Here is a 26,088-nt window from a genome sequence, read left to right as displayed (position 1 = left end):
CACCTCTGCTTTTAGTAAATAAAATCAATTGTGTCTAAGGGACGTTGTTAGTGACGTGACTGTGTGTAACAATTTCCGGGTTGCACAAGGCAAAATTCATGGAGCAAATTCTGGAATGGATTACAAGCACCGTCAATTCTTTAGGCTATTTGGGAATCATGCTGCTGATGTTTTTAGAGAACATTTTTCCCCCGCTTCCCTCAGAGATCGTGATGCCCCTTGCTGGATTCACAGCAACCCAAGGTTCACTGAAGATTTATTGGGTAATTCTAACAGGAACAGTAGGAACAGTACTAGGAACCTTACCCTGGTACTACATGGGTTGGCGTTTGCCTGAAAGGCGTTTGAAGCGTTTAGTTGACCAATACGGTAAGTGGCTGGCAATATCCATCGAGGATATTGAGAACGTGCAGAAATGGTTCCGTAAGCACGGCAACAAAGTTGTCCTGTTTGGTCGCTTTGTACCAGGGATCCGCACCCTAATCTCGCTGCCTGCTGGCTTTAACCGCATGAACTTTGGTCTTTTTCTGTTTTATACAACACTAGGGTCAGCAATTTGGGTCGGTGCTTTAGCTTATAGTGGATACTTGTTGGGGAATAACTATCAGGTTGTAGCAAGTTATGTAGGTTCCGCCTCCAAATTTGTCTGGATTATTCTGGCTGTTGCCTTGATTGTCTGGATTGTGCGACGCCAAGGAAAGAAATAACTCGTTTGAAAATGGAAAATGGAAAATTGAACTTCGTACATCTGTATCTGACTTATAGCCTCAATTAACCATTCCTTCGCTTCGTTCGAGGATAAGTTTCAATTAACCATAGGCACACGCAACGACAATAGCTACTGTACGCCAATTTCTCTACCCCCAGAACCAAAAACAATTACAGTATCTGTCAGCATTGGTTCCCAACCAACATCAAAGTTTTCTTGCCAAGCAATTCCCCGGGCCTGTCGAAAGGCACTAAAGCTATCTGGTCTGACTAGAAAGGCAAGATAGTCAGTTTCGGGGTTTAGGGTTTCTAGGATACTGCGAAAGTCTGAAGTATTTTCAGTTAATTCTTTGATAGACTCACCAGGGGCATTTTCTTTAGCTTGGAAGACTAACCCAGAGGAATTAAAAAATACTTTATAGTGGCCTGTCGTAGCGCGAAAGTTTCTTAAACTTTGTGCTTGTTGATTAACACAAGTTCTATAGGCTTTTAGTTGATCAATATAGTATTCGTAGAGCAATCGGTTGACAGTGGATGGAGCTTCTGGCTGGTTGCAAGTAGCTAGAGACTCGTTAAAATTTTGTAGTTTGTCATCGACTGTTTCTTTATCAAGATAAATAACTTCATTGTCTCGCAGTTCAAAAAAATGGGGTATCTTTTTTGTTTCCGACAACAAAGGAGTTCTGACAATCGTATCAGTTTCAACGTTCAAGAGGCTGACAAATAAGCCAATAAACATGAGTACCCCCACTGTATTAGTGAGAATATCTAAAAAGGAGTCCAAATTTTGAGTAGGGGCAACAGGCTTACGATAGCGTCTTCTTCTCATGGTGAATCTCTCGGCGATGTCTCTTGTAATTTGAGCTGCCACCCTTTATCAATTGGTTCAAAACCAATATCAATATCTTCCTTTTCAATCAAGTTTCTTACTTCCTCAAAAACCTCAATCCCATCGGGTCGAACAGCGACAATTAAATACTCTTGATTCCTGCGCGCACTCAGCTGAGACAGTAACTCTGCTAGGGCGGTATTGGGCTGATCAATATCTGCCTGAGGCACAAACTCTTGACCCGGATAGATGACAATGCCGTCTTCTCGACACTCAATATAGCGAGGGGACTTGGCTTGATTTTGACCCTCTTCGTTTCTGGCAATAATGGTAACTTCCGGTCGGTCAAAAACTTGGCTTGAGGCAACAATAATCAGCAAAATTAAGGTGCCGATGGTGCAAGCCAGTACGGATAAAAAAGGAAATAGCTCTGTTTCGATGGGCCGTCGTGAAACAGATCGTCTACGCATGATTAGTTATTCCCTTTCTACAAGGGTGATACGGCGAGGCTTACTCAATTGTTCGAGTACAGGCTTGAGCTGTGCTAAATTTTCCTGTACTCTAGTGAGAAGCTGCTCTAGCTGTGCTGATTTTTCTAAAGAACTCAGAGTCTGCTCTAAAGTTTGTTGAAGTTGAGCAATCTCCGATACCTGAGCAGAATGTTTCTCCAAGGCGGCAACGCGGTCTTGCAAGGCAGCAGCAGCTTGCTCTAATTGATGAGCTATTTGTTCTGCTTGACCAAATAAACCCTTCGCTACAGCAGAATTACCACTTTGGATTTCTTCCGATAACTGCCGGTTGGTAGCTCGCAGTTCACTAAGCAGATTAGTAAACGCCATTACACTTGTTTGCTGTTGCTGTTCTAAAGAAGCCCTGAACTCCTGGCGATCTTGGGAAGCTAATTGATTCATTGCCCCAAATTGCTCAATTAGCGTTGCTGTGGTCTGCTGCACTTTGCCTACTTCAGTAAGGAAGCCTTCAGCAAGTCGGGCAGCAGCTTGTTTGGCATATTCCTCGGCTGGTTGAATTAAGGCTTTGGGAGTCGGCAAATTTTCCTTAATCGCTTGATCAACAACCCTTTGCAGGGCAGTTTCATCCAACTTCTCAGAAGTATCCCTAAATTGAGGCAATAGCCTGTCGTTAATGTAGACGTCAATTGATAGCAACAGTCGTGCCTCTACACGTTCAACGAATACTAAGGGAATCATCACTAAAACACTCAGTAATAAAGCCAACAACGTTGTGTCAAAAGCGACGGCTAATCCTGTAGTAACGTTCCCAATACCTTCCTTAATCTGATCGATGTTCCCCGCGTCTTCCAAGAAACCAGAAAAACCAGTAACAGCACCACTAATTCCGATCACTGTACCAATAAATCCCAGAAGGGGAATTGCCCACACTAGGATTCTGGGGAAAGAATAGGAGGAATCTGAAGCGGCTTGATAAAATGAAGAATCATCTAGAGCTAATTCTGTCGCTGCCTTACGACTTCCCGAATACATATAAGCGGCAATTACGCGGCTACAACGGATGGCAACCAAGCTACTAGAAATGGAAAGATATTCATAAAGTCTGCCAAGTTGGGGTGAGTTTGGGTCTTCTAAAGTAATATCGCGGGGAATGCAGCCTTGGCGGAGGTTGGGAAACTCTGCTTGCAGTTTGATAAATTTGAGCAAAGTGAAGGTTACCACTATGCAGGCTAGTAACATGACTGCATACTGAGTAAACCCCCTGTCGTAGAGCAAGACACCAAGGGTGGATGTACGCAGGGGAAATAAAACACCATAGATAATTGCTACCAGTCCCAAAGCAATCGCCAAGACAAGGGGTAACTGAATATCCAACTCTTGGCGTTCTGATCGACGAGACTTTGACAAGGACTGGGTGCTAAGTGTTCTCGGCATGAAGATTAATCTATTATCTAGGTCAGGCAATAGTCCCTCAATATTCTAGGCAATCTGGGCGTGGCTGACCTTTATATTGCGATTGCTCTCCCTAAATCTCTATCTTTAATAGTAGATGGAGGAGGGTTTACCCTTTGAGTAGGAGGCTGGATTAGGAGTGCGATCGCAAATCTTCTGCTTGAACCAAAGCACCGCTTTTTAGACCACAAAGCTTAACCAATCAAACTCTTGCCTAATCTTTAGGCTTTTTTTTGCCCTTTTCTTTTTTATCCTTTTTCTTTTTCTTTTTGCCCAAATCTTGAGCTTGTACATCTTCCGCAGCTCGTAAAATTAAACTGCGAGCCACGGTTTGAATGCCAGTATGTTCATAGTAATTGGTGGACATGTCTAAGAAAGCAGCGAGATAATCTAATTTGTCATCAGCAACATTCACATACTCTTGCAAGTGTGCCACCAATTTTTCAGGGGTTAATCCACGAGATGTCACCAAATTACTCATCCAACTTTTAACTGAGGCAAAACTTTGATTAATAAAGCCTAGTTTTCCGGCAGTATTCTCTCCAGGAATGGCACTGCTGATACTCTGAAATGTGGCATTTTTTTCTAATTCTGGAGCATTGAGCTGGCTAATAATTGTCTGGGCTTTGATGATAAAATTAGGGCCTAGAGGAATTAAACCATCTACAGCTACCAAAGCCGCCATCCGCATCACCGAATCATTGTGATAATTAGCTAAGGAAGCTCTAAAGGCTTCAATACTAGTGGGAAGACCGTGTAGTCGGCAAAAAGCCACTAACTCCACTACCACTTTTAGGCATAAATCAATAGTTTGTACCGTATCAGCCTTAGGAGTAAGCTGGTTTAAAAAACCCAGAAAACTGATTTTTTCACCAATTTTGTTAGCCAATGCTGCTGCACCAATGGCACTATCGGCACGGTCAATAGTTTGGTAAAGCCATAAAGTTTTTTGATATACCTGAGAGGGGTCATTGTAAAGAGCGATCGCTCTTTTGCCAATTTCCTTAATTTGGTCTTTGTCTGTGACACCTGTCACACTGCGAATATTATTTTCAAAACCTGTCAAGTTTTGCCACTCGCCGGGAACAATAAAATCTAGCGATCGCAGCATGTAAACTGTAATATTGCTGCTTGGTAGGTTATCAAGCAATTCGGAGATATGCTGGCTCACTGCTTCAGCTCCTATCTTTTAGCTAATATTCCTTTATGCAGGATACATCTAGCAGATATACTTGCGATTAACCCAGAGATCTAGCGGGGAACAGAGTTTACGGAGCATGACCGTAGGGTATACGGTGAGAGATAATAGGTTTTGGCTCAATGTGTACAGATGCGAATCCCTTGGTCTCTACGAATGATTGAGAAAAAGACTGAGTATTATTACTTATTACTTAGTAAACTCTATTCCCAGATCAGCCAGTAATAAAGCTGAGTACTAGCTACTCCAGCAATAGTAGCTGCAACTACTAACTCTAATCCTAGTAGGTACTCGCAACTCCAGAACAATCCCAAGCCAAAGATTATCGTCAACCCGACGGGTGAGGTTAGAAATTCTAGAAAATTTAGCAGTTCCAAGAAAACCGCTAAAAAGACCACGGCGCTACTTTCCTGATTCATCCTGTACACCTTGCCTTTGAGAGACTTGATTAGATTTTGCAGAAAACCGAAGCAATTGCCTGTATCTTTTACTTCAGTAAAGAGTTGCTCAACTTCGGAAACCCAAAAATATTGATTCTCTTAAGGCGCTGATCATGCTTGAGGTTCAGTAAGCAGCTTGTTTGTCACCCCTTGAGAGCAAGCCGACTTTAAAGAAACTACACGGTAAAACAGCCCTGTGGAGTCCTCGCTATTTTGCCGTATCTGTTGGTAGCGCACCGATTGAAGTGCTAATTCGGTATATTAAGAACTAAGAAAAGCCGTCTTAGAAGGGCGGAGCTTGTATCCCGTTTTCTTGGTCAATACTAGTAAAACTTGCTAAAAAAAGGGTGAATAAATCCTTTATAATAACCAGCCTGTAATGTAATCTCCACCTATGCAATCTACTACCTTGGATCATAATCCTTGTGTCCTGATCGTAGAAACCGACGAGACTTTTGCCGCGCGAATGAGTTTGGATTTGAGAGAAGCTGGCTATTATCCTGTGGTTGCTACTGATACTAGTAATGCTTGGCATCAAGCTATGGAACTCCAGCCAGCAATGGTAGTCGTAGATAGAGCACTCTCAGGAGACTCTGGTCTAAAATTGTGCGCTCGGCTGAGAAGTGCAGGATCTCGTGTACCGCTACTTCTGCTTATGGCTCGTGAAACGGTTGAGGATCGAGTAGCTTGTCTAGAGTCTGGGGCTGATGATTATATTCTCAAGCCTTATCGCACAGAAACATTTTTGCAGATGGTGCGCTTCTATTTAGAGCCAGAACCGGGTGTAGCAGAACAGCTCAGGTTTGGCGATTTACTGCTAGATTTAAGTACCCGCAGAGCAATACGCGGTGGTAAGGTGATTGACCTAACAGTTAAAGAATTTCAATTGCTCAAATATATGATGATGCATCCTCGCGAAGTCCTTACCCGCGAGCAAATTTTGGAAAATGTTTGGGGTTACGACTTTGTGGGAGAGTCAAACGTGATTGAAGTGTATATTCGCTATTTACGTCTCAAGATAGAAGATGAGGGCAAAAAGCGCCTCATTCAAACAGTGCGTGGTGTTGGCTACGTATTACGTGAGTCATAGAACCTCCAGCTAAAGCCCTGTTACACTTGGCAAAAATCTCAACCATAAGTTCATCCATGAGTCTTCAATTCAGTTTATTGCCTCTGACGCTGAGTGTTCTACTGATGGGCTGTGCCAGCTATGTGCCAGCTAAGGTGATGGAGGATACACCGTTGCAATCAGACAAAATGCTGTTATCTTCCTCAACAGTCTCTTCTTCTCCCGAGGATTTAGGTCAAATGCTCCCAATTTCTGCTCAGGTGAATATAGCGGATCAGCAGATTTTGCTAGAAGTAGCACAAACACCCCAGCAACGGCAAATAGGGTTGATGTACCGGACATCTTTGGCACCTAACCAAGGGATGTTGTTTCCCTTCGAGCCAGCACAGCCAGTAGGCTTTTGGATGAAGAATGTGAAAATCCCACTCGACATGATTTTTCTGCGGGATGGAGAGGTAAAAGCGATCGCTTCCAATGTCCCCCCCTGTGTCACACCTCAATGTCCTACCTACAACCCCCAGGTGCCAGTTGACCAAGTGATTGAACTGCGAGGAGGACGGGCAGCTGAACTAGGCTTAGAAGTAGGTCAAAAGCTCAGTGTCCAGTTCCTAGAGACGGAAACCATCTCACCAACTCCGCCTAGTTCTTAACTTATTATGATAACTATTGCAAATTCCACTTAAGATTTTGTGGTATCGTCACGAAATTAAGGTAATCTTTCTTCAGGCAGATCTCACTAGTTGAAAATCCGGATATTCTTAACGGTTGAGTGACTGCCTGTGCTTAGTAAAAATACCGAGCAAATACCAGAGAGTGTGCAGCTAGGAAAAAGCTAGCAATGAAACGCTAGGTTGTGGTGTGAGATGTGGGTAACTAGCAGCATACTTCTTGCCGTAAGTCTTTGAATTTAAAGATGGCTTTAACTAAAGCGCTCGAGTCAAAGAATTAAGCAAACTAGTTGGGAAACTCCCAGCCAAGATTTTCCCAACCAGTTAAGCAAAACCTGGCTTTATTGCTCTGACTTAGTCAACAAGGCAGATAGCTAGAATTTATCTGGCGGGAATCCCTACCAGTCATACTTGTGACTGCAAGACTAAGCTGATATAAATCGCAGATCAAAAGTGATTTGCGACACAGGTAGCAAGCGTCTCCACCCCCAAAATATACATAGCTAAACGGTGGACAGATAGAAAAGTGACTACTACTGATCAATGGGGAAAATTACAAATTCCAAAATGGAGCGGACTTAAGGAGGTGAAAAGCACTATGGCACCAGCCAACTATTCTAAATTTATTCGCTTTCTGCAAGAAGATTTAGCGATTTCTACAGATTCGATCGACGTCGCCCAAAGGCACCGAGAACAAGATCCAGGCCCTTTACCAATGATCCTCTGGCAATACGGTTTGGTAACAATTGAACAATTAGAACGAATTTATGACTGGCTGGAAACGGTCTAATACCGAACTAGGCAAGAAACTGACAAGTAATAATATCCCAGTATTTAAGCCTTTCGATTAACCCAACCACCAGGCAGGTTCTCATGTCGTTTTTTCATGTAGAGTTTACCCCAATAGGAAAAAGAGCGAGCTACTAAGTCACTCGCTCTTTTGTTAGCTTTCTTTCAGGTTTTTCTCAGTTATTTCTGAGCGTGTCAGCAAATAATCTCAGATTATTAACGGGGTTCATAATTGCTTGTAATACATTTTTATTTCTAAAAAGTCTTTCTCTTCGCTAAAGCAAGATTAGTGTATTACATTGAAGCAAAAATCTCTATCAACAGGAGATTACTAAATTGCTTGATTAGTATCCTGCAAATTTATCCTGAAAAAATTCATAAAAAAGGGCTTTCACTCTCTCTTAAAACAAAAATTGTTAGAGAGTAATGAAAGCACTAGTAACTAAAATGACCGCCGATCAGGATTCAGCAAAGACCCTAGCAGCAGCAGCAACGCCAGCCCCCTGGGCTAGGGATTCATCTCCCAACTCGCGCAGAGTGGCTTCAAGAGAGCCAATAGCGGTGAGAATATCGCGATCGCTAACGAAGCCTAAGTGACCAATGCGGAAAATTTTGCCTTTTAAGTGGTCTTGTCCCCCGGCCAAAGCAATGTCGAAGCGCTTTTTCATAATGGCGCGGATTTGTTCTGCTTCAACAGACACTGGCGCTACGGAGGTGACAGCTGGACTAGCAGCCTCATCGGGAGCAAATAGGGGTAAGCCAAGCGCTTTAGCGGCTTCGCGAGTCGCCCTAGTTAAGCGCTGGTGACGGCAGAAGATGGAATCTAAACCTTCAGCTTGCATCATACCTAGTGCCACTTGCAGCGCAATCACCAAGTTAACTGGTGGAGTAAAGGGATTGCTATTTTTCGCGGCAGCTTTTTTGTAGGAACCTAAATCCAGATAGAAACGTGGTAGTTTTGCCGTTTGATAGGCTTCCCAGGCTTTAGGGCTGACAGCAACAAACCCTAGTCCTGGAGGAACCATGTAGCCCTTTTGGGAACCTGAGGCAACAACATCAAGACCCCAGGCATCCACGGGCAGATTAACTGCACCCAAGCTAGTCACGGCGTCAACTATCATCAGTGCTGTGCCATGTTCTTTGACATGACGATTGATAGTTTCTAAATCATTGAGGACACCGGTAGAGGTTTCCGAGTGGGTGATGATCACTGCTTTGATTTGCTTGTTAGTATCGGCAACAAGCTTTTCTCGAAACTGTTCAGTGTCTAGAGGTTTACCCCACTCAGCAGTAATTTTCTCAACTGCCAAACCAAAAGCAGCACTCATTAAAGCCCAGCGATCGCCAAATTTACCATTGCATCCTACCAGAACACGGTCGCCAGGACTTAGGAAGTTAATAATACCAGCTTCCATTGCACCAGTTCCACTAACCGTTAAAGTCAAAACGTCGTTCTTAGTCTGGTGTAGCCATTTGAGGTTTTGGGTGACCTCTGCCATGATCGAGCTAAATTCTCCGCTACGATGCCCGATGGGGTGCTTTGCCAAAGCAAGTAATACTTTTTCGGGTACTGGCGTTGGACCGGGAATCATCAACATCAGCTTATCGTCCATTTCTTTGTCCTTTATCTTCTCGATGCGCATAATCTAATGTGAGTTTGACGGAGGTTTAAAACCATTGATGTTTCCTAACTACTCATGCCTGAAAGCCCCATTATTCTGTTCTAGGCACTTTTTCATCGAACTCACGTTAATCCAGGATGGCACAACTTTCCCCAGCAAAGATCTACTAATGTTGTAATTGACCAACATCGGAGAATTTTCACCCTGGTAAGTCGTGCTTGATAGCATTTTTCCAATTGATAAGGTGCAAAGCCCTAATTTTAGGGAGTGGGGAAAAAACTACAGGCACCTCACTTCAACGGAAATTGCTGTAAGTTATTGAGTGAAATTAAGTATGCCTAAAATTTCGCCAAAAATTAGGAGTCAGAAGAAATTCTGACTCCTCAGCTTAGACCCTTGATTGCTGATTTTATTTTCTAAGTAGTTAGGATATCGATTATTTACGAGAAGCTGACTTATACCCACGCTGATTGCTATTAGTTACCAACTTCGGGTTTAGGAACCAAGGGAAAAACATCTCGCGGATCTTCTTTCTCAAAACTGACCTTGTTGAGAGACCAGCGATATTCTATGGGTAGGTTAGCCTGCTGGCAACTTTGTTCTAGATGCTTCTGCTGGGCTAAAGCTTTACGAAGAGTAATAATCAATTCCTGAACTTGCTCTCGCACTACCGGTTTTTGACCTACTGCAAAAGAAGTTTGGCGTTCTAGAAGTTGAAGAAGAAGTTCGTAGTGGACATAAGACGGAAGGGGTATTGGCTCCATGAAACCTGGTTTTCCTCAAATGGACGAATCGGCGATCGCTTGAGCAAATGCAACTGCATCATGCGCTAGGGCATGTTGGTTAAATCTTTGATCACATCTCTTCAAGAAAATTAGCTGTGCAGTTTAACCTTAACAAATGCTTTAAAAATTGCTTGGCTCTATTGAGAATCATTAATATGATGGGGGTATTTGAAAACAGTAAGTAGACTCTATCACCGCAAGTAAGTAAACAAGAGATAGCTTATAGTTCTCCCCAATTACCTGTAAACAAGGACTGCACTCTTCTAGAGGGAGGCTCAAGGCCCAAAGCGCACGTACTCTAGGAAAGTAAACACTCACCACACTTTTACCTGGCAAAAGCGGTAGACCTGGAAACCAGCCTAAGCCCAGTTGCCGAATATGTAAATAGTTGGTTACCCGTTTACGGGTCATTGTCATAGTACTTAGAAAAATGTATTGCAGCGCGGTCAAAATTGGCGTTTTGCCTAGCTAGCAGGTGATTAACTAGTAAATAAACTAGTAATTGCAGCGGCGGGGTCGGGTTGTTTTACCAATGATTCACCGATGAGAACAGCAGTAACACCTGCAGATGAGACCACTTTTAGATCTGTACTTGTATGCAAACCTGATTCACTAACAATGAAGATGCCTCTTTCTTCTAGCTCCTTGCCCCATTCTGCCATTAGTTGGCAGGTAGTTTGTAGGTCAACGGAGAAGTCTTCCAGGTTACGATTATTGATACCTACTAGGGTAACTCCATTTAAAGATAAAACCTTCTCTAGCTCTGAGGAGGTGTGAACTTCAATTAAGGGCGTAATGGATAGAGCATTGGCAATTTTGACAAAGTACTGGAGATCTTGAGCAGACAGCAGTGCAGCAATCAGCAACACCGCATCTGCTCCGTAGCTGCGAGCTAGATAGATTTGATAGGGATAGATAACAAAATCCTTCCATAAAACTGGCAAATCAACAGCACTGCGAACTTGCGCCAGAAACTCTGGACTACCTTGGAAAAATTTTTGATCGGTCAGTACTGATATGGCACTAGCTCCTCCTTGGCTGTAAGATTTGGCAATTGCCACTGGGTCAAAATTGGAGCAGATGACGCCCTTACTAGGAGATGCTTTTTTTACTTCAGCAATTAGGGCAGGATTAGTTTTACCCTTAACCAGAGCTTCTGTGAAGTTGCGGGGAGGAGGTACTGTTTGCACCCGCTTACGCAACTCTGCTAAGGGAGTGCTCTCGCGCATCTGGTCAATTTCCTTCTCTTTGTGCCAGACAATTTCTTCAAGGATATTGCGCGGTTCAGCATCCGGGATAGGCACTTGATAGCGAAGTATGTCGAGGTCAATAGCTGGACTGGGTTGGCGTCTGCGAATTTGCATCTGTTGGAGGCTAGTAACAGTTTGACTTTGGTGACAGCTCCAGTCGCTGAATCAAAGATTACAGCGCTGGCTTCTCAGTGACTTCGCCATTGGCAACATTTCCTGAGCTTAGTTTTACTTCCCCGTGCTGCCCCACCGGAGAAGGAGTAGAGAAATTTCTAGCTCTACCTACATTCCTTGAAAGTTTTAGATACAAGAGGCTATGCGATGTATGCACAATTCCTGGTAAAACCCCATACTTTCAGTTGTCTAGGTTCAATTTGTAGGCGGCGGTTAGCACTTGATTTTCTTAACCTACATGAACAATTTTACCAAATTTCACTGGCAATTCATCCCGACCCCAAATCAGGGATTATGGGGCGGGGCTTCTTGCCGAAACAGCTAAAGAAAGCAAAAATAAATTAGGCAGAGAGTGACAACTTTTTTTTGTCTTAGTTTTAGCTGGGTTGATTTTCCTCTAGGGATTACCCACCAAACAACAATCGGGAAAGAAAATTAACAGAGTCATCGACTTGGCTAGATTTGGATACACTGCTCCTTCTTGTGTTTTTTTAGCAAAGCTTTTTAAGAGTCCCTCATCCTTAAAATGGGGGTTTTAAGCCCCATTCTCTCTCTTCGGTTCAGTTTCTGATTAGTGCAAAGCTGTCTTCACCCCTTGTTCAGAACTGTTCATGGCTCTTTTATAGGCTTCGTCCAGTACTTCTGACAAAGTAGGATGGGCATGGACTAAATAAGCAAGGGTGTTGACAGACTCTCGTCCTGCAATTGCTTGAGATGCCTCGTGGATCATATCCGAAGCATGGAGACCAAGGATATGGACACCGAGAAGTTCGCCTGTATCTTGGCGGTAGATCACTTTAGCAATACCATCTGCCTCACCTTCGGCAATTGCCTTAGAATTGCCTTTAAAGTAGGAACGCTCCGAGGCTACTTCAAACCCTTCTTTGGCACCCAATTCCTTGGCTGCTGGCTCTGTCAATCCCACGTAGCTAATTTCTGGGTGAGTGAAGGCCGCTGCTGGGATACTACGATAGTCCATGCTGCGGTGACGACCACAAATATTCTCTACTGCCGCAATCCCTTGAGCAGAGGCAGCGTGAGCCAGCATCAACTGACCCGTAGCGTCACCAATTGCCCACAAGTGCGGCACGGGTTCGCCTTCCCAGACTACTGCCATCCTGTCATCGACGGTAATAAAACCCCGCCTATCTGTATCGATTCCTAAAGCCTCTAAGCCTAAATCTTTGGTAGCAGGAATTCTGCCAGTTGCTACTAGGCAAGCGTCTACCTCTAGAACGTCCACCACTTCTTTCGTTTTGGCATCAGTCAGCTCAATGACTACTGGGCTACCAGGAATTACTTTCGTGGCGAAAACACCCGCATGAGTCTCAATATCGCGGGGATTGATCAGCACCCGCGTAGCCAATTTTGCAATATCCGGGTCGAAGGTTGGCATGAGTCGGTCTAGGGCTTCAATCATGGTGATTTCAGAACCCAACGCCGTGTAGACATCGGCAAACTCCAGACCAATGTAACCACTACCAATAATTGCCACCCATTGTGGTAGCCAGTCCAGCTTCAAGGCATCGTCGCTGGTGAAGACGGTTTTGCCATCAATCTCAATTCCTGGCGGGACAAAAGGAACAGAACCAGTGGACAGGATAATATCTTTTGCTGTGACAACTTTTTCCCCATCATCTGTAGCAATTACTACTTTTTGTTGTCCTGCTACTCTGCCCCATCCCTGAATAATATCAACGCTTAGACGTTTGAGACTGTTAGTTAGATCGCCGCGAATCTTAGCCACAAGATTGCTAGCATGATCGGCGATCGCTTGTCGGTCAAAATCAACGCTGCCCACTTGAATACCTAGGGACTTGAGGTGGTGGGCGTTGCGTAACTCCCTCACCCTACCTGAGGCTGCCAGTAAGGCTTTGGAGGGAATGCAGCCCCGATTAACGCAGGTGCCGCCCATCTCAGATGCTTCAATGATTGCAGTCTTCAAGCCGCAGCTAACTGCATGCAAGGCAGCACCATGTCCACCGACACCAGCACCAATAATCACCAAATCGTAATCAAATTCTTGACTCACATCTGATCTCCTGACTCACATCCATCTCAACAAATACGCACTGCCCTATTCATTCTCAACTCGATCAATTTCCATTAAGGATCGCAAGTCCCGCTCAAGTAATAGTCAAGTAAGGTTGGTTGAGAGTTAAATCTTCTCCGGTTGATGCTTAAAACTTTTCCAGAATCGCTAATTGCAAGTTTTCTTTCAGTCTAACTAGGAACCTAGGGCAAGGTTCTAATGCGCCTAAGATAAGTTGTAACCTGCAATTTGAGAACCTGCTATAGTTTTCAACCCGCATGTTGGCGTTGACGCTGAGCTTCATATAAAATTAAAGCAGCAGCGACCGCTACATTCAAAGATTCCACGCCCGGTGCCAAAGGAATATTAACTTGCTGGTCTGCTTTAGCGATCAAGTCTGCTTTTAATCCTATTGCCTCATTTCCCAGCAGGACTAAGGTAGCAGGTTGCAAGTCCACATCCCAGTAACTGGACGTAGCATCAGGTACTGTTGCCACCACTTGTATACCTTGAGCTTGACATTGGCAAACTAGGTCTGTCAAATCGGGGCTAACTGCAACAGGAAACCGGAACCACTGACCTGCGGAGGCTCGCAGTACCTTGGGATTATCTAAGTCAACACTATCAGTACTCAGCCACAAACGCTCGGCACCAGCGGCAGCAGCAGTTCTAATTATCGTACCAAGGTTGCCCGGATCTTGTACCGTTTCTAAAGCTAGACCTACGGAAGTGAGCAATTGCCCCTCCTGCGGTTGACTATCTGGGGTAGTGAGGATCCGTTTAGCTGTTGCCACAACACCGTCAGGTTGAACTGTTGTTGCTATTACTTTGAGTACCGAGGTACTTACTACCTCCACCCTCTGACAGCGAGAAGCAGCATCTAGCCAAAGTTGTTGATGTTCTTGGACCCATTCTGGCGTGCCGCAGATAGTGACTAACGGGTAATTTGCAGCACAAGCTTCTTCCAATAGGTGTGTTCCTTCCAACAGTAAGAGTTGCTGCTGCCGCCGCCCCTTGGAACTATGTAGCTTCCTAATTTCCTTGACTAGGGGATTCTGATTACTAGTAAGCATTGGGAGTTTTCTCACTTTTGGGTGCAGCTTGGCATTGTTGCACCTAAACCACCAACTTATCAAAAATCACTACGGCGAAAACCGGATTGAGCCTCCCCTGCGTCAAGCACAGGAGATTCTAAGAGGATGTTCGGAAGTGGGAGAAATCGGTGCTTCTCCAGATTTGTCTCTAACGGGACTTAAACGAAAATAAAGAGTTAATAAAGGTATAATTTAGGCATGGCAGCCATTTGACATTAGAGTGTAAGACAGGAAAGAGACAACCCCCGCCGCCATGCCTCCTTGCTTCGATAGATGGTGCAAACGCTTTGATGATGTCTGGAGACATCAAGCGCAAAAAAGGGAGTTTAGGAACTATATTGGGGGATTATTAGGGGAAAGTGAAGGAAAAAACCTGTCTCAAATGGATAATAACGGTGGGAGTGACTTACCACCGATTACATCATTTTTTAACGGAAGCCCCCTGGAATGCTCAACAGGTAAATGAGCGGCGTCTACTGGTGATGAATCAGTGTAGCCCAACCCGAATAAGTAGAGGATTCACGTTAATTGTAGATGACTCAGGACATAGGAAAAGTGGCAATTTCACGGCGGGAGTAGGACGACAGTACATTGGAGAAATCGGGAAGACAGACAACGGAATAGTAGTGGTAACAACTCATCTATATGATGGGAAAAAAAGCCTACCGTTAGATATAGAGTTATCTCAACACGCTAGTTCTTTAGCTGAAGGAAAAAAGATATTGAATTCCAGAAAAAGCCGGAGTTAGGCTTAGCATTAATTGACCGCAGCATGAACAGAGGATATCGACCGGGTATCGTATTAATTGATGCTGGGTATGGAAATAACACAACGTTTTTGCTGGAACTGGAAAAAAGGAAACTCAAGTATATAGGAGGATTAGCCAAAAACCGTAAGGTGATAATTGAAATAGGGATAAGTCAACGAGAAGAGATTCGCCTAGATAAGTTAGCCGAATCCTTGTCGCCAAAAGATTTTACCCCTGTTCAAATCAATCTAGATAAACTGAAAACCGTTTGGGTGGCTCCTGTAGAAGTTGAACTCTCACAGCTTGAAGGAAAGAGAACAATTGCTATCGTCATGAATGCCTCAACCTTCGACCAAGCTAGTGATGTTGACTATTTTATTACCAATGTTGAATCAACAAAAGCCACAGCCGATTGGATAGTAACTACCTACTCTCAAAGAAATTGGGTAGAAGTTTTCTATCGGGAAGCCAAAGGCTGGTTGGGTTTATCTGAATATCAAGTCAGAGATTATAGAAGCCTGATAAGACATTTCATGCTTGTGTTTTGTGCCTATACATTTATTTTATGGCACACTTTAACCGGAGGATTAAGACGGCGTTGGGCATCGAAACCTTTAAACACCTTTACTGAAGCATTAGAGGCGTTTCGGACAGATGTCTTTCCGTTTTATGGAGTGGTTGAACCACAATCGGGACGTATTCTTTGCTCACAAAGCTGCTTTGGGCTTTGTTTGGGCTTGAAATCTGTCTAAGTCCCACTAATTAATTTAAATGTTAGATCTACTATCATGAACTACGTACAGCCGCTATTGCTGAGCTGTACGTTTCTGACGCTTCACTTGAGCAACTTGCTTAAAGCTTCCGCAATCAACAGAGGTGGACTCATCTACGCCTGAAGAGGACAGTTCCTGCCCCCTTGCATATTGAAGCATAACCATTGCTGCCGCGATATCACGATCACATTGATAGTTGCATTTTTCGCAATGATGTACTCGTTCTGCTAATGTTTTCTTTCTTTGATGACCGCAATTGGGACAGGTTTGAGAAGGCTTAACTTTTTGAGTAGGAACCTCAATATAAAAACCTCCAGCCTCGGAGACTTTATACTTGATTAAATCTTTGAGGTTCCCAATACCAACATCAAGCAAAGACCGATTAAGTCCTGATTTTTGCCGCCTTCTTTTACTTCCTGCTTTTGCCTTGCGAGTCATCCCTTTAAGATTGAGCTTTTCCGTCGCTACCAGGCTATTACCGCTTGCTATTTGTGTAGAGACTTTGTGTTGCCAATCTTGTCTTTGTCTTGCTACCTTAGCCTGTATTTTGGCTATAGCTTTATTTGTCTTCTTCCAACGTCGTGAAGCCTTAACTTTCTTTTTGAAGTTAGGTGAACGCTTGCGGCGACTAGTCTTGGCTATCTTGTTGATTTTTGCTTGAGCTACTTTAACAAATCGAGGGTTGTTTACCAAACCACCATTAGAATCAGCAATAGCATGATGAGTCCCGAAGTCCAAACCGATAGCTCCAGTACCTGTTTGATATCTTGTCGGAACACAATCAACAGTGATTGAAGCGTACCACTTGCCTTGTTTAAACAGGATTGTGCAAGTTTTTGGTGTACCCCAATCTCTTGCTTGACCACGCATTTTGAGCTTGCCAAGGTTAGATATTTTTAGATAACCATTTTTGCCATTGGTACAGGCACTCCACCCTGACTTACAAGGATAAGTCCAGCCTTTATAACGACGACTAGCTTTAAACCTTGGATATCCTGACTTGAGCTTAAAAAACCTCCGGAAAGCGAAATCAACACGTTTAACGGTATCTTGCAATGCGTGACTACCAAGCTCTTTGTACTCTATCCAACACTTCTTAAATTCAGGCAAACAATCCTGTTGGTCGTAGTAACCAACCGACTTATTGAACCTTTGATAAGAAGTTCTACGATGCTCAACACAAGCATTGTATAAAGCACAGTGAAGCTGGCGCCAAGAATGCATCTTATTAGCTACTTCTTTTGTGGGATAAAGTCTAAAAGTAATGCGCTTAGTCGCCATCGCCTTGCTTGACTTGTCTGGTATGCTGACGAGTGTAGTTTAACGGGTACACCCTGTCAAGATGCAGAGTAGGAAAAGGCTCTCATAGTATCTTTAGTGTGCGACTACACTTTGTGTTTGTCACTCACTATCGACGTAAAGTACTTACCGCAAAAATGCTTGACCGTTTGCAAGAGATGGTCAAGCAAGTGGCAAATAAAATGTTCTGCGAATTAATCGAGTTTAATGGGGAACCTGATCATGTACATATTTTGTTGGACTTCCATCCTAAAAACTCAATCTCTGCTGTTGCTGGCAGTCTAAAAAGTTCCACGGCAAGGATGCTCAAGAAAGAATTTCCCGAAGAGGTACAACAACATTACTGGGGTAAAGTTTCCTTTTGGTCTAATTCTTATTATGTTGCCTCCTGTGGAGGTGCGCCTATTGAAACTCTCAAAAAATATATCCAGAATCAACAGAGCCCCTGACGCGCTATCCTTCCCCATTCCGCTTCGCTGAGAATGGGGACTGCCGCGCTAATTGTTCAATTTATAGTGCAGGGTTTATGTTCCTGAAAGAAGTACTGACGTAGTAAAGCCCTAGATTGTAGAGGTTCTTACTCAGCCGACACAACTCCCTCAAAGCCAAGAATTCCGACTTATTCAGTTCTCGGACTTGGTTGTTTTGGGTCAGGTACACCAAGGCTGTTTCGCTACTTAATCAAATATACAGCGAGATAGGTAGGTTAGAATCTGCTACCCATTTTCCTCTGAGTTGGATTGCCATGGTAGCTAACTTTTACTAATCAAATGCGGAACCCGGGACTTGAACCCGGAAGTCCTTGCGAACACTAGAACCTGAATCTAGCGCGTCTACCAATTCCGCCAGTTCCGCTTGTTTGGCAATTACTGCCGCGACTTATAATCATGCGGCAATCGACGCCATTCGTCAACTATTTTTTTGCCTGGAGATGGTACTCAGGATACTATTGTAAACAAAGCAATCATGGGTAATGCAAGATTGGTATAACAGGAAGCTAGACAGTTAACCTGGACATTTTCCATCTTTCGGGTAGAATCGAAACCAAATTTTAAAAAACGCAAAGGATTGCGCTGATTCTGGAGGATAGACCCATCAATCAATCTCTGAGCCTGATAGATACCAACTCTGTGCCCGCCGAAGACAAATCAGTGCTACATGTTTGGGGTAGAGCTTCCCTGAGCGGGCACGTCAAAATTAGCGGAGCCAAAAATTCCGCCTTGGCGATTATGGCGGGTGCTTTACTTTGCCCGGAAGATTGCCTACTGCGCAACGTACCCTCCCTGTTAGACATCGAGAGAATGAGCCAAATTCTCTCGGTTCTGGGGATTAAAATCAAACGCCAGGGTGATAACCTCGAAATCGATGCTCGCACCCCTGACGATTCACAAGCACCCTATGAGTTAGTCAGCCAGCTAAGAGCCAGCTTTTTTGTGATTGGTCCATTGCTGACACGATTGGGAGTGGCGAGAGTACCTCTACCAGGTGGTTGTGCTATAGGTGCCAGACCTGTTGACCTCCATGTCCGAGGCTTACAAGCCATGGGTGCCGAAGTGCAAATCGACCATGGTGTTGTCCACGCCTATGTGAGCGGTAGTGGTGGCAGAAAATTAAAAGGGGCAAAAATTTACCTAGACTTTCCCAGTGTCGGTGCGACAGAAACCCTAATCATGGCAGCGACCTTAGCTGAGGGAGAAACCACCATTGAAAATGCTGCCCAAGAGCCAGAAGTTGTAGATTTGGCTAATTTTTGTAGAGCCATGGGAGCCAAAATTCGTGGTGCTGGCACAAATACCATCATTATTTCCGGCGTCCCCAGCTTGCACTCAGTGGACTATTCAATCATTCCTGACCGAATAGAAACAGGAACATTTTTGGTGGCTGGGGCAATCACCAACTCGGAAATTACTCTTTCGCCAGTAGTGCCATACCATCTTACTGCTGTGATTGCTAAGCTGCGAGAGATTGGTACTCAGGTGATTGTCGAGGAACCTAACTGCTTACGCATTGTTCCTGATACCCTACGGGCAACAGATATTGAAACCTCTCCTTATCCGGGTTTCCCTACAGATATGCAGGCCCCGTTTATGGCCTTGTTAGCGCAGAGTGAAGGAGACTGCATTATCACTGAAACGGTGTTTGAAAATCGCCTACGTCACGTCGCCGAATTGAATCGTATGGGCGCAGATATTCGTGTTAAAGGCAATAATGCCGTAATTCGGGGAGTCCCTATTCTATCCGGTGCCCCTGTCTTAGCAACAGACTTACGGGCATCTGCGGCGCTAGTACTGGCAGGACTGGCAGCAGAGGGAAAAACAGCAATTCGCGGACTACATCATTTAGACAGGGGTTACGAAAATCTGGAAGCGAAACTACAGCAGTTGGGAGCAAAATTACAAAGAGTACAGGATGAGGAAGAAGTAGAGGAAACTGTCCAGGTTCAAGACCACGACCAAGTTTTACCTAAGTAATTTTCAGCGCTCCCCTCTTTTAGGCAAAAAAGATGTCTGCCGAGTAATGAGTACCGCTCACTTAGAGCGGTTGATTGTCTTCTCGGCCAGTATAAGTATATTTGTGCAGTGGAGCGCTTTAGTTACGGTTTAGACCTAGTTAAGCTAACTAGAAACCAGGATTTCTGAGAGAGCTTTTCTCACAGTTGGATATTGGTAGTCAAACTTGTAGCTTGTAGTCCTTTTAGGTATTACTTGCTGACCTTCTAAGACTACCTTGGCTCCTTCTCCCAGTAGGGTTTCTAAAGCAAAACTAGGAACCGGTAACCAAGAGGGGCGATGGAGAATTTCCCCAAGAGTTTGACACATTTCTGACATCAGAACCGGGTTCGGTGCTGTGGCATTAAGTACGCCCTCAATCTCTTGGCGAGTAAGGGCTTCAATAATCAAGTTTACCAGGTCATCCCGGTGAATCCAGGAGAACCATTGACGACCAGTGCCAATCGGACCACCGGCAAACAACTTGAATGGAGGTATCATTTTCGCTAGTGCGCCTCCATCCCCCAACACAATACCGAAACGTAGAATTACCAGCCTAACACCAGCATTTTTGACTTGCTCGGCTTCAGCTTCCCAGGTCTGACAAACTTCTGCAAGAAAATCATCACCAGCAGGACTGGTTTCATCAAAAGTGGCAGTTTCGCTAGTGCCGTAGTAACCAATAGCCGAAGCATTAACCAACACCCTTGGCTTAGGGTTAGCTTGAGTAATAGCTTCGACAATTTTTTGCGTACCCACCTGGCGACTTTCAAAAATTTCTTGCTTGCGTTCTGGTGTCCAGCGACTCTCTGCAATGGGAGCTCCCGCGAGATTGACGACACTATCGCAACCCGCGATCGCTTTTTGCCAGTCACCCGATTCTTTGGGAGAATAAGTCACAATCTCCACGTTGGGGAAGATACGAGCAGCCGTAGCCCGGTTACGAGTAAAAATCAGTGGCTGATGTCCTTGTGAGAGTAGTTTTTGCACAAGACGGCTACCAACAAATCCCGTTGCACCAGTAATTGCTACTTTCATCTTTAATCTTTGCTACTCCCTGTGGGTTTTTCTATTTTGCTGTCAGCTATACCCTTAGCTTCAGCATAGCTATTCATCTAAAAATGCCCCAAGAACGCTCCTGTGATAATCCTTGGCTTCGCTCTAGGACAAGCCTTTGACTTAACAGCGAGAGTCGTCAAAATAAAGCTCCCTCTCCCTGAGGATGAGGTTTGCTCAATTTAATTATCCCTGCCAGAGCCATAGCGCCATGCTTCGAGCCAACGATGGTAATAGTATTGTGGTACTACTGGCAGTGTTTTCAATGGTTCAGTTGTCAGTTGCCCCAAAGAAGACAAGCCAGTGTAGATACCTAAGTTGAAATAGTGAACCATCCAATCTAAAAGGGTTGTCAGCCCGACTTGAGGAATCACTGGTATCACAGTTCCAGGTTTAGTCAACGAAGTCAACAAAAGTGTTTTTGAAAGTCCAGAAAACTGTACAACGTCCTGTAAAAAGGGGCGTAGTACGTCATCCCCTAACTTTGCCATTGCCTCGAAGACAGCAGTCAGTAAATCATTGATTTGATTGGGGGCTAGCTGTTGTTGTCTACCTACGCTCATCGCTCGTTGAAACATCCAGGTAACAGCAATATTCGGCTGATAGGGTTGCAACTGTGCTAGAGATTTTTGTGTGAGAAGATCACAGGCGAGAGCTTCATGAGTTCCTTCCGTAAGACGCTTCAGGTGCCGCACCATTGAGCCAAATCCACCAAAGCTGACTGGCGATTGAGAGCCACTGCTATCGCCTACTGGTAAGATACGGTTCCAGGGCATTCTCAGGGGACTGTGGCGGTAAGAGGGAAAGAAGCCAAAGAGTACTCGCTGGAAATCAATTTGAGACAATTCCACACCCTGGTATTCTGGCAAGAGGCGTAGGTACTCCTCCAAGAAAAATTCTAAGCTGGGACGTTCTGGATGGGCGTCTAGGTAGGTAAAGAGATAAGTAGTTCTACCATCTCTAGCAGGAAAAGCCTCCCAGAAGTACTGGCATTGATTTTGTATTGGGGTGAAAGAAACAATGAGGTCACCCGCTTGATTGTGGGGATAGCCTTGAGCGCAACTACCGACTACGATACAGACACCTTCTGGTTTTTCTCCCTGTCGTGCTTGCCTAACAATCGGAGAAAAATGGCCCATGGCGTCAATGAGCAATCTTGTCTTGATTGAGCTGGTAGGTGGCAGCTTTGCAGATAAATTTGAGCCTTGGGTCTGCAACTCTACTGAAACACCGTTAGGATGGACAGTAGCCCCCTCGAAGGATGTTTTTTCTAGCAACTTGCCACCAGCTTGCAGAAATTTTGATTTGAGGGTGGAAAGAAGGAAAACTGGGTCAACACCAATATTGAGAACATCCTTGATCCAGAAATCCGACCCCTGGCAAAAGCTGACTCTACCGGGGTTATATTCAGTAGCGATCGCTTCCTGTAGTTCAGTTAGGGTGAGCAAATTTAGCTCTAAAAACACCTCTAACTCTTGGCGGGAAATATTCCATTCTTGGTCTCTACCCCGCAAGATGCCCCGCTCAATTAGTGCAACTTGCCAGCCTCGTGTTTGCAAAGCAGCACCGAGGAAAATGCCCAAGGTGCCACCGCAGATGATAACATCCCAATCAACGGTGCCTAAAGGCTCTTTGCTTTCTTTGACAACAAGGGGAACTGGTAATGTGTTTTCTTTGAAGGCTTGCCACATTTTATCTGCACTGCGCAGGCGGCCGAGGATATCACCCGGAAGTTGGGAGAGAATTTTTTCGGTTTGGGTCATCGACTTCTCTTGATGGTGAGATGCTCCCTTTCCATCCTAACTGGCTTACCTGGAACGTAGTTGTGTGATCGTTATCATTGAGTTATCAGGTTGTTACTTACTATAAAGCTTCTGGTACTGTGGAATTTGGGTTGATGAAACTGAGAGTGCTACTTGGGTTAACGGTAAGCTTAGCAATTTTTGGGGCTGGCTTTTTACCAGCTTGTGCGCAATCTCCATCGTCTGAGATTGCCCAACTGACAGACGTATCCTATGAGATTTGCGGCGAATCTAATACTTGGAGGCGTCCCACGGAGACAGAACAAATAAGAGAGCTTCAGACGATACCGCGTTATGGTGCTGACTTGACGAGAGAACCCCTTAAAAGTACGCTACAAACTTTTCGAGGGCAAAATATTTTCTCTTTTACTAGTTATGGTCTAAGTTCTCGTATTGAACCTATCTACTTTTCCGGTCTTTGGACAATCGAAGATACGCTCTTTGGTTGCTACGATTCGTCCTCTCGCGTTGCTCAAATTAATACTGGTGAGATAGCAGAAGTCTGGCTAATACTTCACAGAGTAGTAAACCTGAAGTGGCTGGATAATCACTATGTTTTGGTAGTTGAGCCGACACAGCAAGGTGTCCAATTTATTCAATTTTCCCGAAAAGAAAATCAACCTCTACTGCCACTAGAGGTTGTGACGGAAAATGGCAGGGAACTGGAAGTGATTGATGCCGGTTAATTCCTGGGCAGTTTTTTCGTGGCTAACTACCTAGGTTCTTATTTTAAAAGTTGCCAAGCTTTTGCAGAGGCTATCTAACTGCTGACTAGGGGGAGAATGATGCAAAATACGGTTCCTTTTTGGCAACTGGACTCAAAAGAAATATCTCCACCGTGAGCATCGATAATCGACTTAGCGATCGCTGTTCCTAGTCCAGTACCGCCTCGCTTGCCGTGAGTAACAAAAGGTTCAAAGAATTGCTCTTGAATTTCTTCTGGGATACCAGGCCCGTTATCAGTAATCTTGATTCTCCCCCATCTCCCGTTCGCTCCAACAGTAATCTCGACACGACCGCCAGGATGGTTGAAAGCCTCAACAGCGTTACTTACCAAATTTTGTACAACCCGCAGTAGTTTGTTTTCATCTGCATTGACCACTACATCTACTGCTTTGATAACCAGTTCAACCTGTGCTTCTTGAAGATAAATATGGTTGAGTTTTTCAAAACGTTCCAATACTTTAGCCAAGTTTACTGGCTTTTTACGTAAAACAGTATTGCCTCGAGAAAATTCTAACAGTTCCTCTGCCATTGCTGACATGCGCTGAGCTTGAGCCTGAATGAGTTCACACCACTCAACTGTTTCTAGATCTGGGTGCAGCTCTTTGACCATGCTGCTAGATAGATTAATACCGCTCAAAGGGCTTTTGAAATCATGAATGACTGTGTTGAGCATCTCTCCCACTAGCACCATTTTTTCTTTGTAAATCAACTGCTTCACGTATTGGTCTGTAGAGTCTCTGAGGCGTTGAGTCGTGTAGCCAAAAACTTTAAGTACAGTACTACCTTTGGCATTTAGTAAAATTTCCATCAGGCTTTGACGCTCAAGTTTAGCTAAGGTCGAACCCTCACAAACTATAGCTTGAGCACTACGCGGTTGCCCATCCAAAATGCCCAACTCCCCAAAATAAGCATTGGGTAAAGCCTGAGCTAGAGTCTGATATTGGTTATGAGCTATGTGTTTTTTAAACACCACTTTGCCAACTAAAATCAGATATAAAAAATCTGGTTTTTCACCTTCTTCAAAAAGAATTTTTTGATTAGGAAAATTCTCTGTGATGGCGATTTGACAAAGCTGTTCTGCTTGCTCCGCTTCAAAAAATGAAATAAATTGATGGTATTTCAGATCCATATAAGTACACCTGTATTTTAATCATACAGTTGCAGATAGGCGTACTTGATCTGCCGAACTGCTTCTTCTTTCATTACTTCTACAATATTCGCTAGTTTCCGGAAAGTGTTATAAATCCTGAGTTATTAGCAAATAACAAATAAGACTTAAAGTTTAGATTGACTGGTTGGTTTTCGCCAAAGCTGCCACTGCATTTTGCCCCCCAAACCCAAAACTGAAACAAAGCATATGCTCGAATTTCCCCGGACGCGGTGAATGCAAAAAATCTAGGCTGTACTCTGGGGTCTTTAGTCCTACACAAGGAGGTAGTAGCTGATACTTTAATGCTATCAAGCAAATAGCTGCACCTATGGCTCCAGAGGCTCCAAGTGTATGACCTGTTGCTCCTTTAGTAGAACTGACGGGTACACCTTGGGGAAATAGAGATTGAATTAGTTGAGCTTCATTTTGGTCATTTAGTTGAGTGCTGGTACCATGAGCGTGAATATAGTCAATTTCAGCCGAACAGAGGTGGCTGCGATGCAAACATTGCTTGACTGCTGTAGTTGCACTGCGCCTATCTGGAGCTAAAGCACTGAGGTGATAGGCATCACAGCTTAAGCCAAAACCCAACAACTGACCGTAAATTGGCACCCCTCGCCTCAAGGCATTCTCAGCCGACTCCAAGACTAACACAGCACCTCCCTCTCCTAATACTAAGCCTTCACGATGCTTGTCAAAAGGATAAGCACCAGTTTTTGCCAAAGCCCCCATTTTGTTGAAGCCAGTCAGAGTCAGCCGAGTGATTGGTGCTTCCAGAGCACCGGCAATAACTTGCTGACATTGACCAGTTTGAATCAATTCAAAACCTTGGGCAAGAGCCCAAATTCCTGTTGCACATGCTGCCATTGGTGCTAGAACGGGTCCTTGTGAACCAATCTGACGAGCCGCACAGAGCGCAGCACGATCTGGAAGAGTATCTAACCAACCTTCTAAGCTAATCTTAGACAATTTACAATCAGAAGCAGTAAGGAAGGAAGGTAGAGGTGAAGGATGAAGGTTTAAAGGCGTTGTATTTTTGTCTGTGTACCTCTGTTGGGCAAGTTTTTGCTTAGTTATACCTTCCCCTTCTCCCTCTGTGTCCCCATGCTCCTGTTTTCTCCGTTCTAGTGCCAAATGCTCCCAAGCTGCTTGACAGCCGCGACTTGACCCAATCACAACCCCACATTCGTGCATTGGTGTTGTTAGAGCGGCATCCTCTAGAGCATCTGCTACGACAAGCTGGGTAAGCTTGTCTAGGTAAGTTGCTGTCTTTCCCATCATTGCTATGGGTAGAGCAGGTAAATCGGGAAAAGGTTTATGCTCTCGGATCGCGGATTCACCATTAAGAAGACTCCTCCAGCTAGATTGGAGCTGACCTAAAGCCGAGATAAGACCGATGCCTGTAACTACTACCTCCACCACTTACCTACTCAGTCAATCGCTTTTATCCCTTGCCAGTTTGCT

Annotated in this window: 23 protein-coding genes, 1 tRNA gene and 3 pseudogenes; 10 read left to right on the top strand and 17 right to left on the bottom strand. The window is 44.4% G+C overall.

Going from position 1 to position 26,088, the window contains the following annotated elements:
• Positions 1–107: 107 nt before the first annotated feature.
• Positions 108–707: a DedA family protein gene (locus tag ACT7WV_RS16045; protein WP_463424264.1), complete on the top strand. Its 600-nt coding sequence runs from the start codon at positions 108–110 to the stop codon at positions 705–707.
• A 131-nt stretch (positions 708–838) separates the two neighbouring features.
• On the opposite strand, the gene ACT7WV_RS16040 is transcribed toward ACT7WV_RS16045, so the two are convergent.
• The 5 genes from ACT7WV_RS16040 to ACT7WV_RS16020 all read right to left on the bottom strand — a co-directional run bounded on the left by ACT7WV_RS16040 (position 839) and on the right by ACT7WV_RS16020 (position 5,076).
• Positions 839–1,537: a hypothetical protein gene (locus tag ACT7WV_RS16040; RefSeq protein ID WP_445103834.1), complete on the bottom strand. Its 699-nt coding sequence runs from the start codon at positions 1,535–1,537 to the stop codon at positions 839–841.
• Positions 1,534–2,007, bottom strand: a complete 474-nt coding sequence (locus ACT7WV_RS16035; protein WP_445103833.1) for a hypothetical protein — start codon at positions 2,005–2,007, stop codon at positions 1,534–1,536. The genes ACT7WV_RS16040 and ACT7WV_RS16035 overlap by 4 nt, the downstream gene beginning before the upstream one ends.
• Positions 2,008–2,013: 6 nt before the next feature.
• Positions 2,014–3,441 carry a MotA/TolQ/ExbB proton channel family protein gene (locus ACT7WV_RS16030; protein ID WP_445103832.1) on the bottom strand — a complete coding sequence of 476 codons (1,428 nt, stop codon included), beginning with the start codon at positions 3,439–3,441 and terminating at the stop codon, positions 2,014–2,016.
• A gap of 232 nt (positions 3,442–3,673) precedes the next feature.
• Entirely contained in the window at positions 3,674–4,630 is a 957-nt protein-coding gene (locus ACT7WV_RS16025) for a hypothetical protein (protein WP_445103831.1), read from the bottom strand.
• A 230-nt stretch (positions 4,631–4,860) separates the two neighbouring features.
• Positions 4,861–5,076 carry a hypothetical protein gene (locus ACT7WV_RS16020; protein ID WP_445103830.1) on the bottom strand — a complete coding sequence of 72 codons (216 nt, stop codon included), beginning with the start codon at positions 5,074–5,076 and terminating at the stop codon, positions 4,861–4,863.
• A 191-nt stretch (positions 5,077–5,267) separates the two neighbouring features.
• On the opposite strand from ACT7WV_RS16020, the pseudogene ACT7WV_RS16015 reads away from it, so the two are divergent.
• The 4 genes and pseudogenes from ACT7WV_RS16015 to ACT7WV_RS16000 all read left to right on the top strand — a co-directional run.
• Positions 5,268–5,369 (top strand): annotated as a pseudogene (locus tag ACT7WV_RS16015) (transposase); the annotation flags it as partial.
• Positions 5,370–5,491: 122 nt separating this feature from the next.
• Entirely contained in the window at positions 5,492–6,187 is a 696-nt protein-coding gene (nblR, locus tag ACT7WV_RS16010; protein ID WP_445103828.1) for a response regulator transcription factor NblR, read from the top strand.
• A 56-nt stretch (positions 6,188–6,243) separates the two neighbouring features.
• A complete protein-coding gene (locus ACT7WV_RS16005; RefSeq protein ID WP_445103827.1) occupies positions 6,244–6,816 on the top strand; it encodes a DUF192 domain-containing protein in 573 nt (190 codons plus the stop codon).
• A gap of 616 nt (positions 6,817–7,432) precedes the next feature.
• Positions 7,433–7,624 (top strand): DUF2949 domain-containing protein, encoded by a 192-nt coding sequence (locus ACT7WV_RS16000; protein WP_445103826.1) that lies wholly within the window; start codon positions 7,433–7,435, stop codon positions 7,622–7,624.
• Between the two features lie 457 nt (positions 7,625–8,081).
• Here ACT7WV_RS16000 and ACT7WV_RS15995 read toward each other — a convergent pair whose 3' ends face one another.
• From ACT7WV_RS15995 to ACT7WV_RS15975, 5 genes are all read right to left on the bottom strand, one after another.
• Positions 8,082–9,236, bottom strand: coding sequence for a pyridoxal-phosphate-dependent aminotransferase family protein (locus tag ACT7WV_RS15995; RefSeq protein ID WP_445103825.1), 1,155 nt, complete (start codon positions 9,234–9,236; stop codon positions 8,082–8,084).
• A gap of 485 nt (positions 9,237–9,721) precedes the next feature.
• Positions 9,722–10,009, bottom strand: coding sequence for a DUF5340 domain-containing protein (locus ACT7WV_RS15990; RefSeq protein WP_445103824.1), 288 nt, complete (start codon positions 10,007–10,009; stop codon positions 9,722–9,724).
• A gap of 500 nt (positions 10,010–10,509) precedes the next feature.
• Positions 10,510–11,394 carry an indole-3-glycerol phosphate synthase TrpC gene (trpC, locus tag ACT7WV_RS15985; protein WP_445103823.1) on the bottom strand — a complete coding sequence of 295 codons (885 nt, stop codon included), beginning with the start codon at positions 11,392–11,394 and terminating at the stop codon, positions 10,510–10,512.
• A 631-nt stretch (positions 11,395–12,025) separates the two neighbouring features.
• Positions 12,026–13,486 (bottom strand): dihydrolipoyl dehydrogenase, encoded by a 1,461-nt coding sequence (lpdA, locus tag ACT7WV_RS15980; protein ID WP_445103822.1) that lies wholly within the window; start codon positions 13,484–13,486, stop codon positions 12,026–12,028.
• A gap of 269 nt (positions 13,487–13,755) precedes the next feature.
• Positions 13,756–14,559 carry a TrmH family RNA methyltransferase gene (locus tag ACT7WV_RS15975; protein ID WP_445103821.1) on the bottom strand — a complete coding sequence of 268 codons (804 nt, stop codon included), beginning with the start codon at positions 14,557–14,559 and terminating at the stop codon, positions 13,756–13,758.
• A 34-nt stretch (positions 14,560–14,593) separates the two neighbouring features.
• On the opposite strand from ACT7WV_RS15975, the gene ACT7WV_RS15970 reads away from it, so the two are divergent.
• Together ACT7WV_RS15970 and ACT7WV_RS15965 are read left to right on the top strand one after the other, a co-directional pair.
• Positions 14,594–14,752, top strand: coding sequence for a hypothetical protein (locus ACT7WV_RS15970; RefSeq protein ID WP_445103820.1), 159 nt, complete (start codon positions 14,594–14,596; stop codon positions 14,750–14,752).
• Positions 14,753–14,833: 81 nt separating this feature from the next.
• A pseudogene (locus tag ACT7WV_RS15965) lies at positions 14,834–16,070 on the top strand (IS701 family transposase).
• 65 nt (positions 16,071–16,135) lie between these two features.
• Here the strand turns inward: ACT7WV_RS15965 and ACT7WV_RS15960 are convergent.
• On the bottom strand, positions 16,136–17,383 hold the full coding sequence (locus ACT7WV_RS15960; RefSeq protein WP_445103582.1) for an RNA-guided endonuclease InsQ/TnpB family protein: 1,248 nt from the start codon (positions 17,381–17,383) through the stop codon (positions 16,136–16,138).
• Positions 17,384–17,436: 53 nt separating this feature from the next.
• On the opposite strand from ACT7WV_RS15960, the gene tnpA reads away from it, so the two are divergent.
• Positions 17,437–17,850, top strand: coding sequence for an IS200/IS605 family transposase (gene tnpA / locus ACT7WV_RS15955; RefSeq protein ID WP_445105670.1), 414 nt, complete (start codon positions 17,437–17,439; stop codon positions 17,848–17,850).
• A gap of 74 nt (positions 17,851–17,924) precedes the next feature.
• On the opposite strand, the pseudogene ACT7WV_RS25865 reads toward tnpA, so the two are convergent.
• Together ACT7WV_RS25865 and ACT7WV_RS15950 are read right to left on the bottom strand one after the other, a co-directional pair.
• Positions 17,925–18,061, bottom strand: a pseudogene (locus ACT7WV_RS25865) (RNA-guided endonuclease TnpB family protein); the annotation flags it as partial.
• Positions 18,062–18,172: 111 nt separating this feature from the next.
• Positions 18,173–18,256, bottom strand: a tRNA-Leu gene (locus tag ACT7WV_RS15950).
• A 224-nt stretch (positions 18,257–18,480) separates the two neighbouring features.
• On the opposite strand from ACT7WV_RS15950, the gene murA reads away from it, so the two are divergent.
• A complete protein-coding gene (murA, locus tag ACT7WV_RS15945; RefSeq protein ID WP_445105669.1) occupies positions 18,481–19,872 on the top strand; it encodes a UDP-N-acetylglucosamine 1-carboxyvinyltransferase in 1,392 nt (463 codons plus the stop codon).
• Between the two features lie 144 nt (positions 19,873–20,016).
• On the opposite strand, the gene thyD is transcribed toward murA, so the two are convergent.
• Complete coding sequence (gene thyD, locus ACT7WV_RS15940) at positions 20,017–20,928, bottom strand: thylakoid membrane protein ThyD (protein ID WP_445103819.1); 912 nt, start codon at positions 20,926–20,928, stop codon at positions 20,017–20,019.
• 200 nt (positions 20,929–21,128) lie between these two features.
• Positions 21,129–22,709, bottom strand: a complete 1,581-nt coding sequence (locus ACT7WV_RS15935; protein WP_445103818.1) for an FAD-dependent monooxygenase family protein — start codon at positions 22,707–22,709, stop codon at positions 21,129–21,131.
• 134 nt (positions 22,710–22,843) lie between these two features.
• On the opposite strand from ACT7WV_RS15935, the gene ACT7WV_RS15930 reads away from it, so the two are divergent.
• Positions 22,844–23,434, top strand: a complete 591-nt coding sequence (locus ACT7WV_RS15930) for a hypothetical protein (protein WP_445103817.1) — start codon at positions 22,844–22,846, stop codon at positions 23,432–23,434.
• 74 nt (positions 23,435–23,508) lie between these two features.
• Here ACT7WV_RS15930 and ACT7WV_RS15925 read toward each other — a convergent pair whose 3' ends face one another.
• The gene (locus ACT7WV_RS15925; protein ID WP_445103816.1) at positions 23,509–24,603 is read right to left on the bottom strand and encodes an ATP-binding protein; all 1,095 of its coding nucleotides are present in this window, start codon (positions 24,601–24,603) and stop codon (positions 23,509–23,511) included.
• A 153-nt stretch (positions 24,604–24,756) separates the two neighbouring features.
• On the bottom strand, positions 24,757–26,046 hold the full coding sequence (locus ACT7WV_RS15920; protein WP_463424176.1) for a beta-ketoacyl-ACP synthase: 1,290 nt from the start codon (positions 26,044–26,046) through the stop codon (positions 24,757–24,759).
• Positions 26,047–26,088 lie beyond the last annotated feature (42 nt).

The sequence above is a fragment of the Symploca atlantica LB2515 genome, assembly GCF_052546295.1.
Note: the sequence above shows the minus strand (reverse complement) of the source record. Positions and strands in the feature narration are given on the sequence as shown.

Excerpts from the sequence above, each read along its gene's own strand:
- ACT7WV_RS15960 (WP_445103582.1), bottom strand. The coding sequence starts at position 17,383 with ATGGCGACTAAGCGCATTACTTTTAGACTTTATCCCACAAAAGAAGTA.
- ACT7WV_RS16000 (WP_445103826.1), top strand. The coding sequence starts at position 7,433 with ATGGCACCAGCCAACTATTCTAAATTTATTCGCTTTCTGCAAGAAGAT.
- ACT7WV_RS16020 (WP_445103830.1), bottom strand. The coding sequence starts at position 5,076 with ATGAATCAGGAAAGTAGCGCCGTGGTCTTTTTAGCGGTTTTCTTGGAA.
- ACT7WV_RS15930 (WP_445103817.1), top strand. The coding sequence starts at position 22,844 with ATGAAACTGAGAGTGCTACTTGGGTTAACGGTAAGCTTAGCAATTTTT.
- ACT7WV_RS16030 (WP_445103832.1), bottom strand. The coding sequence starts at position 3,441 with ATGCCGAGAACACTTAGCACCCAGTCCTTGTCAAAGTCTCGTCGATCA.
- ACT7WV_RS15975 (WP_445103821.1), bottom strand. The coding sequence starts at position 14,559 with ATGCTTACTAGTAATCAGAATCCCCTAGTCAAGGAAATTAGGAAGCTA.
- ACT7WV_RS16005 (WP_445103827.1), top strand. The coding sequence starts at position 6,244 with ATGAGTCTTCAATTCAGTTTATTGCCTCTGACGCTGAGTGTTCTACTG.
- ACT7WV_RS15925 (WP_445103816.1), bottom strand. The coding sequence starts at position 24,603 with ATGGATCTGAAATACCATCAATTTATTTCATTTTTTGAAGCGGAGCAA.
- ACT7WV_RS16035 (WP_445103833.1), bottom strand. The coding sequence starts at position 2,007 with ATGCGTAGACGATCTGTTTCACGACGGCCCATCGAAACAGAGCTATTT.
- ACT7WV_RS15935 (WP_445103818.1), bottom strand. The coding sequence starts at position 22,709 with ATGACCCAAACCGAAAAAATTCTCTCCCAACTTCCGGGTGATATCCTC.
- ACT7WV_RS16040 (WP_445103834.1), bottom strand. The coding sequence starts at position 1,537 with ATGAGAAGAAGACGCTATCGTAAGCCTGTTGCCCCTACTCAAAATTTG.
- ACT7WV_RS15995 (WP_445103825.1), bottom strand. The coding sequence starts at position 9,236 with ATGGACGATAAGCTGATGTTGATGATTCCCGGTCCAACGCCAGTACCC.
- ACT7WV_RS15990 (WP_445103824.1), bottom strand. The coding sequence starts at position 10,009 with ATGGAGCCAATACCCCTTCCGTCTTATGTCCACTACGAACTTCTTCTT.
- thyD (WP_445103819.1), bottom strand. The coding sequence starts at position 20,928 with ATGAAAGTAGCAATTACTGGTGCAACGGGATTTGTTGGTAGCCGTCTT.
- nblR (WP_445103828.1), top strand. The coding sequence starts at position 5,492 with ATGCAATCTACTACCTTGGATCATAATCCTTGTGTCCTGATCGTAGAA.
- trpC (WP_445103823.1), bottom strand. The coding sequence starts at position 11,394 with ATGCAAATTCGCAGACGCCAACCCAGTCCAGCTATTGACCTCGACATA.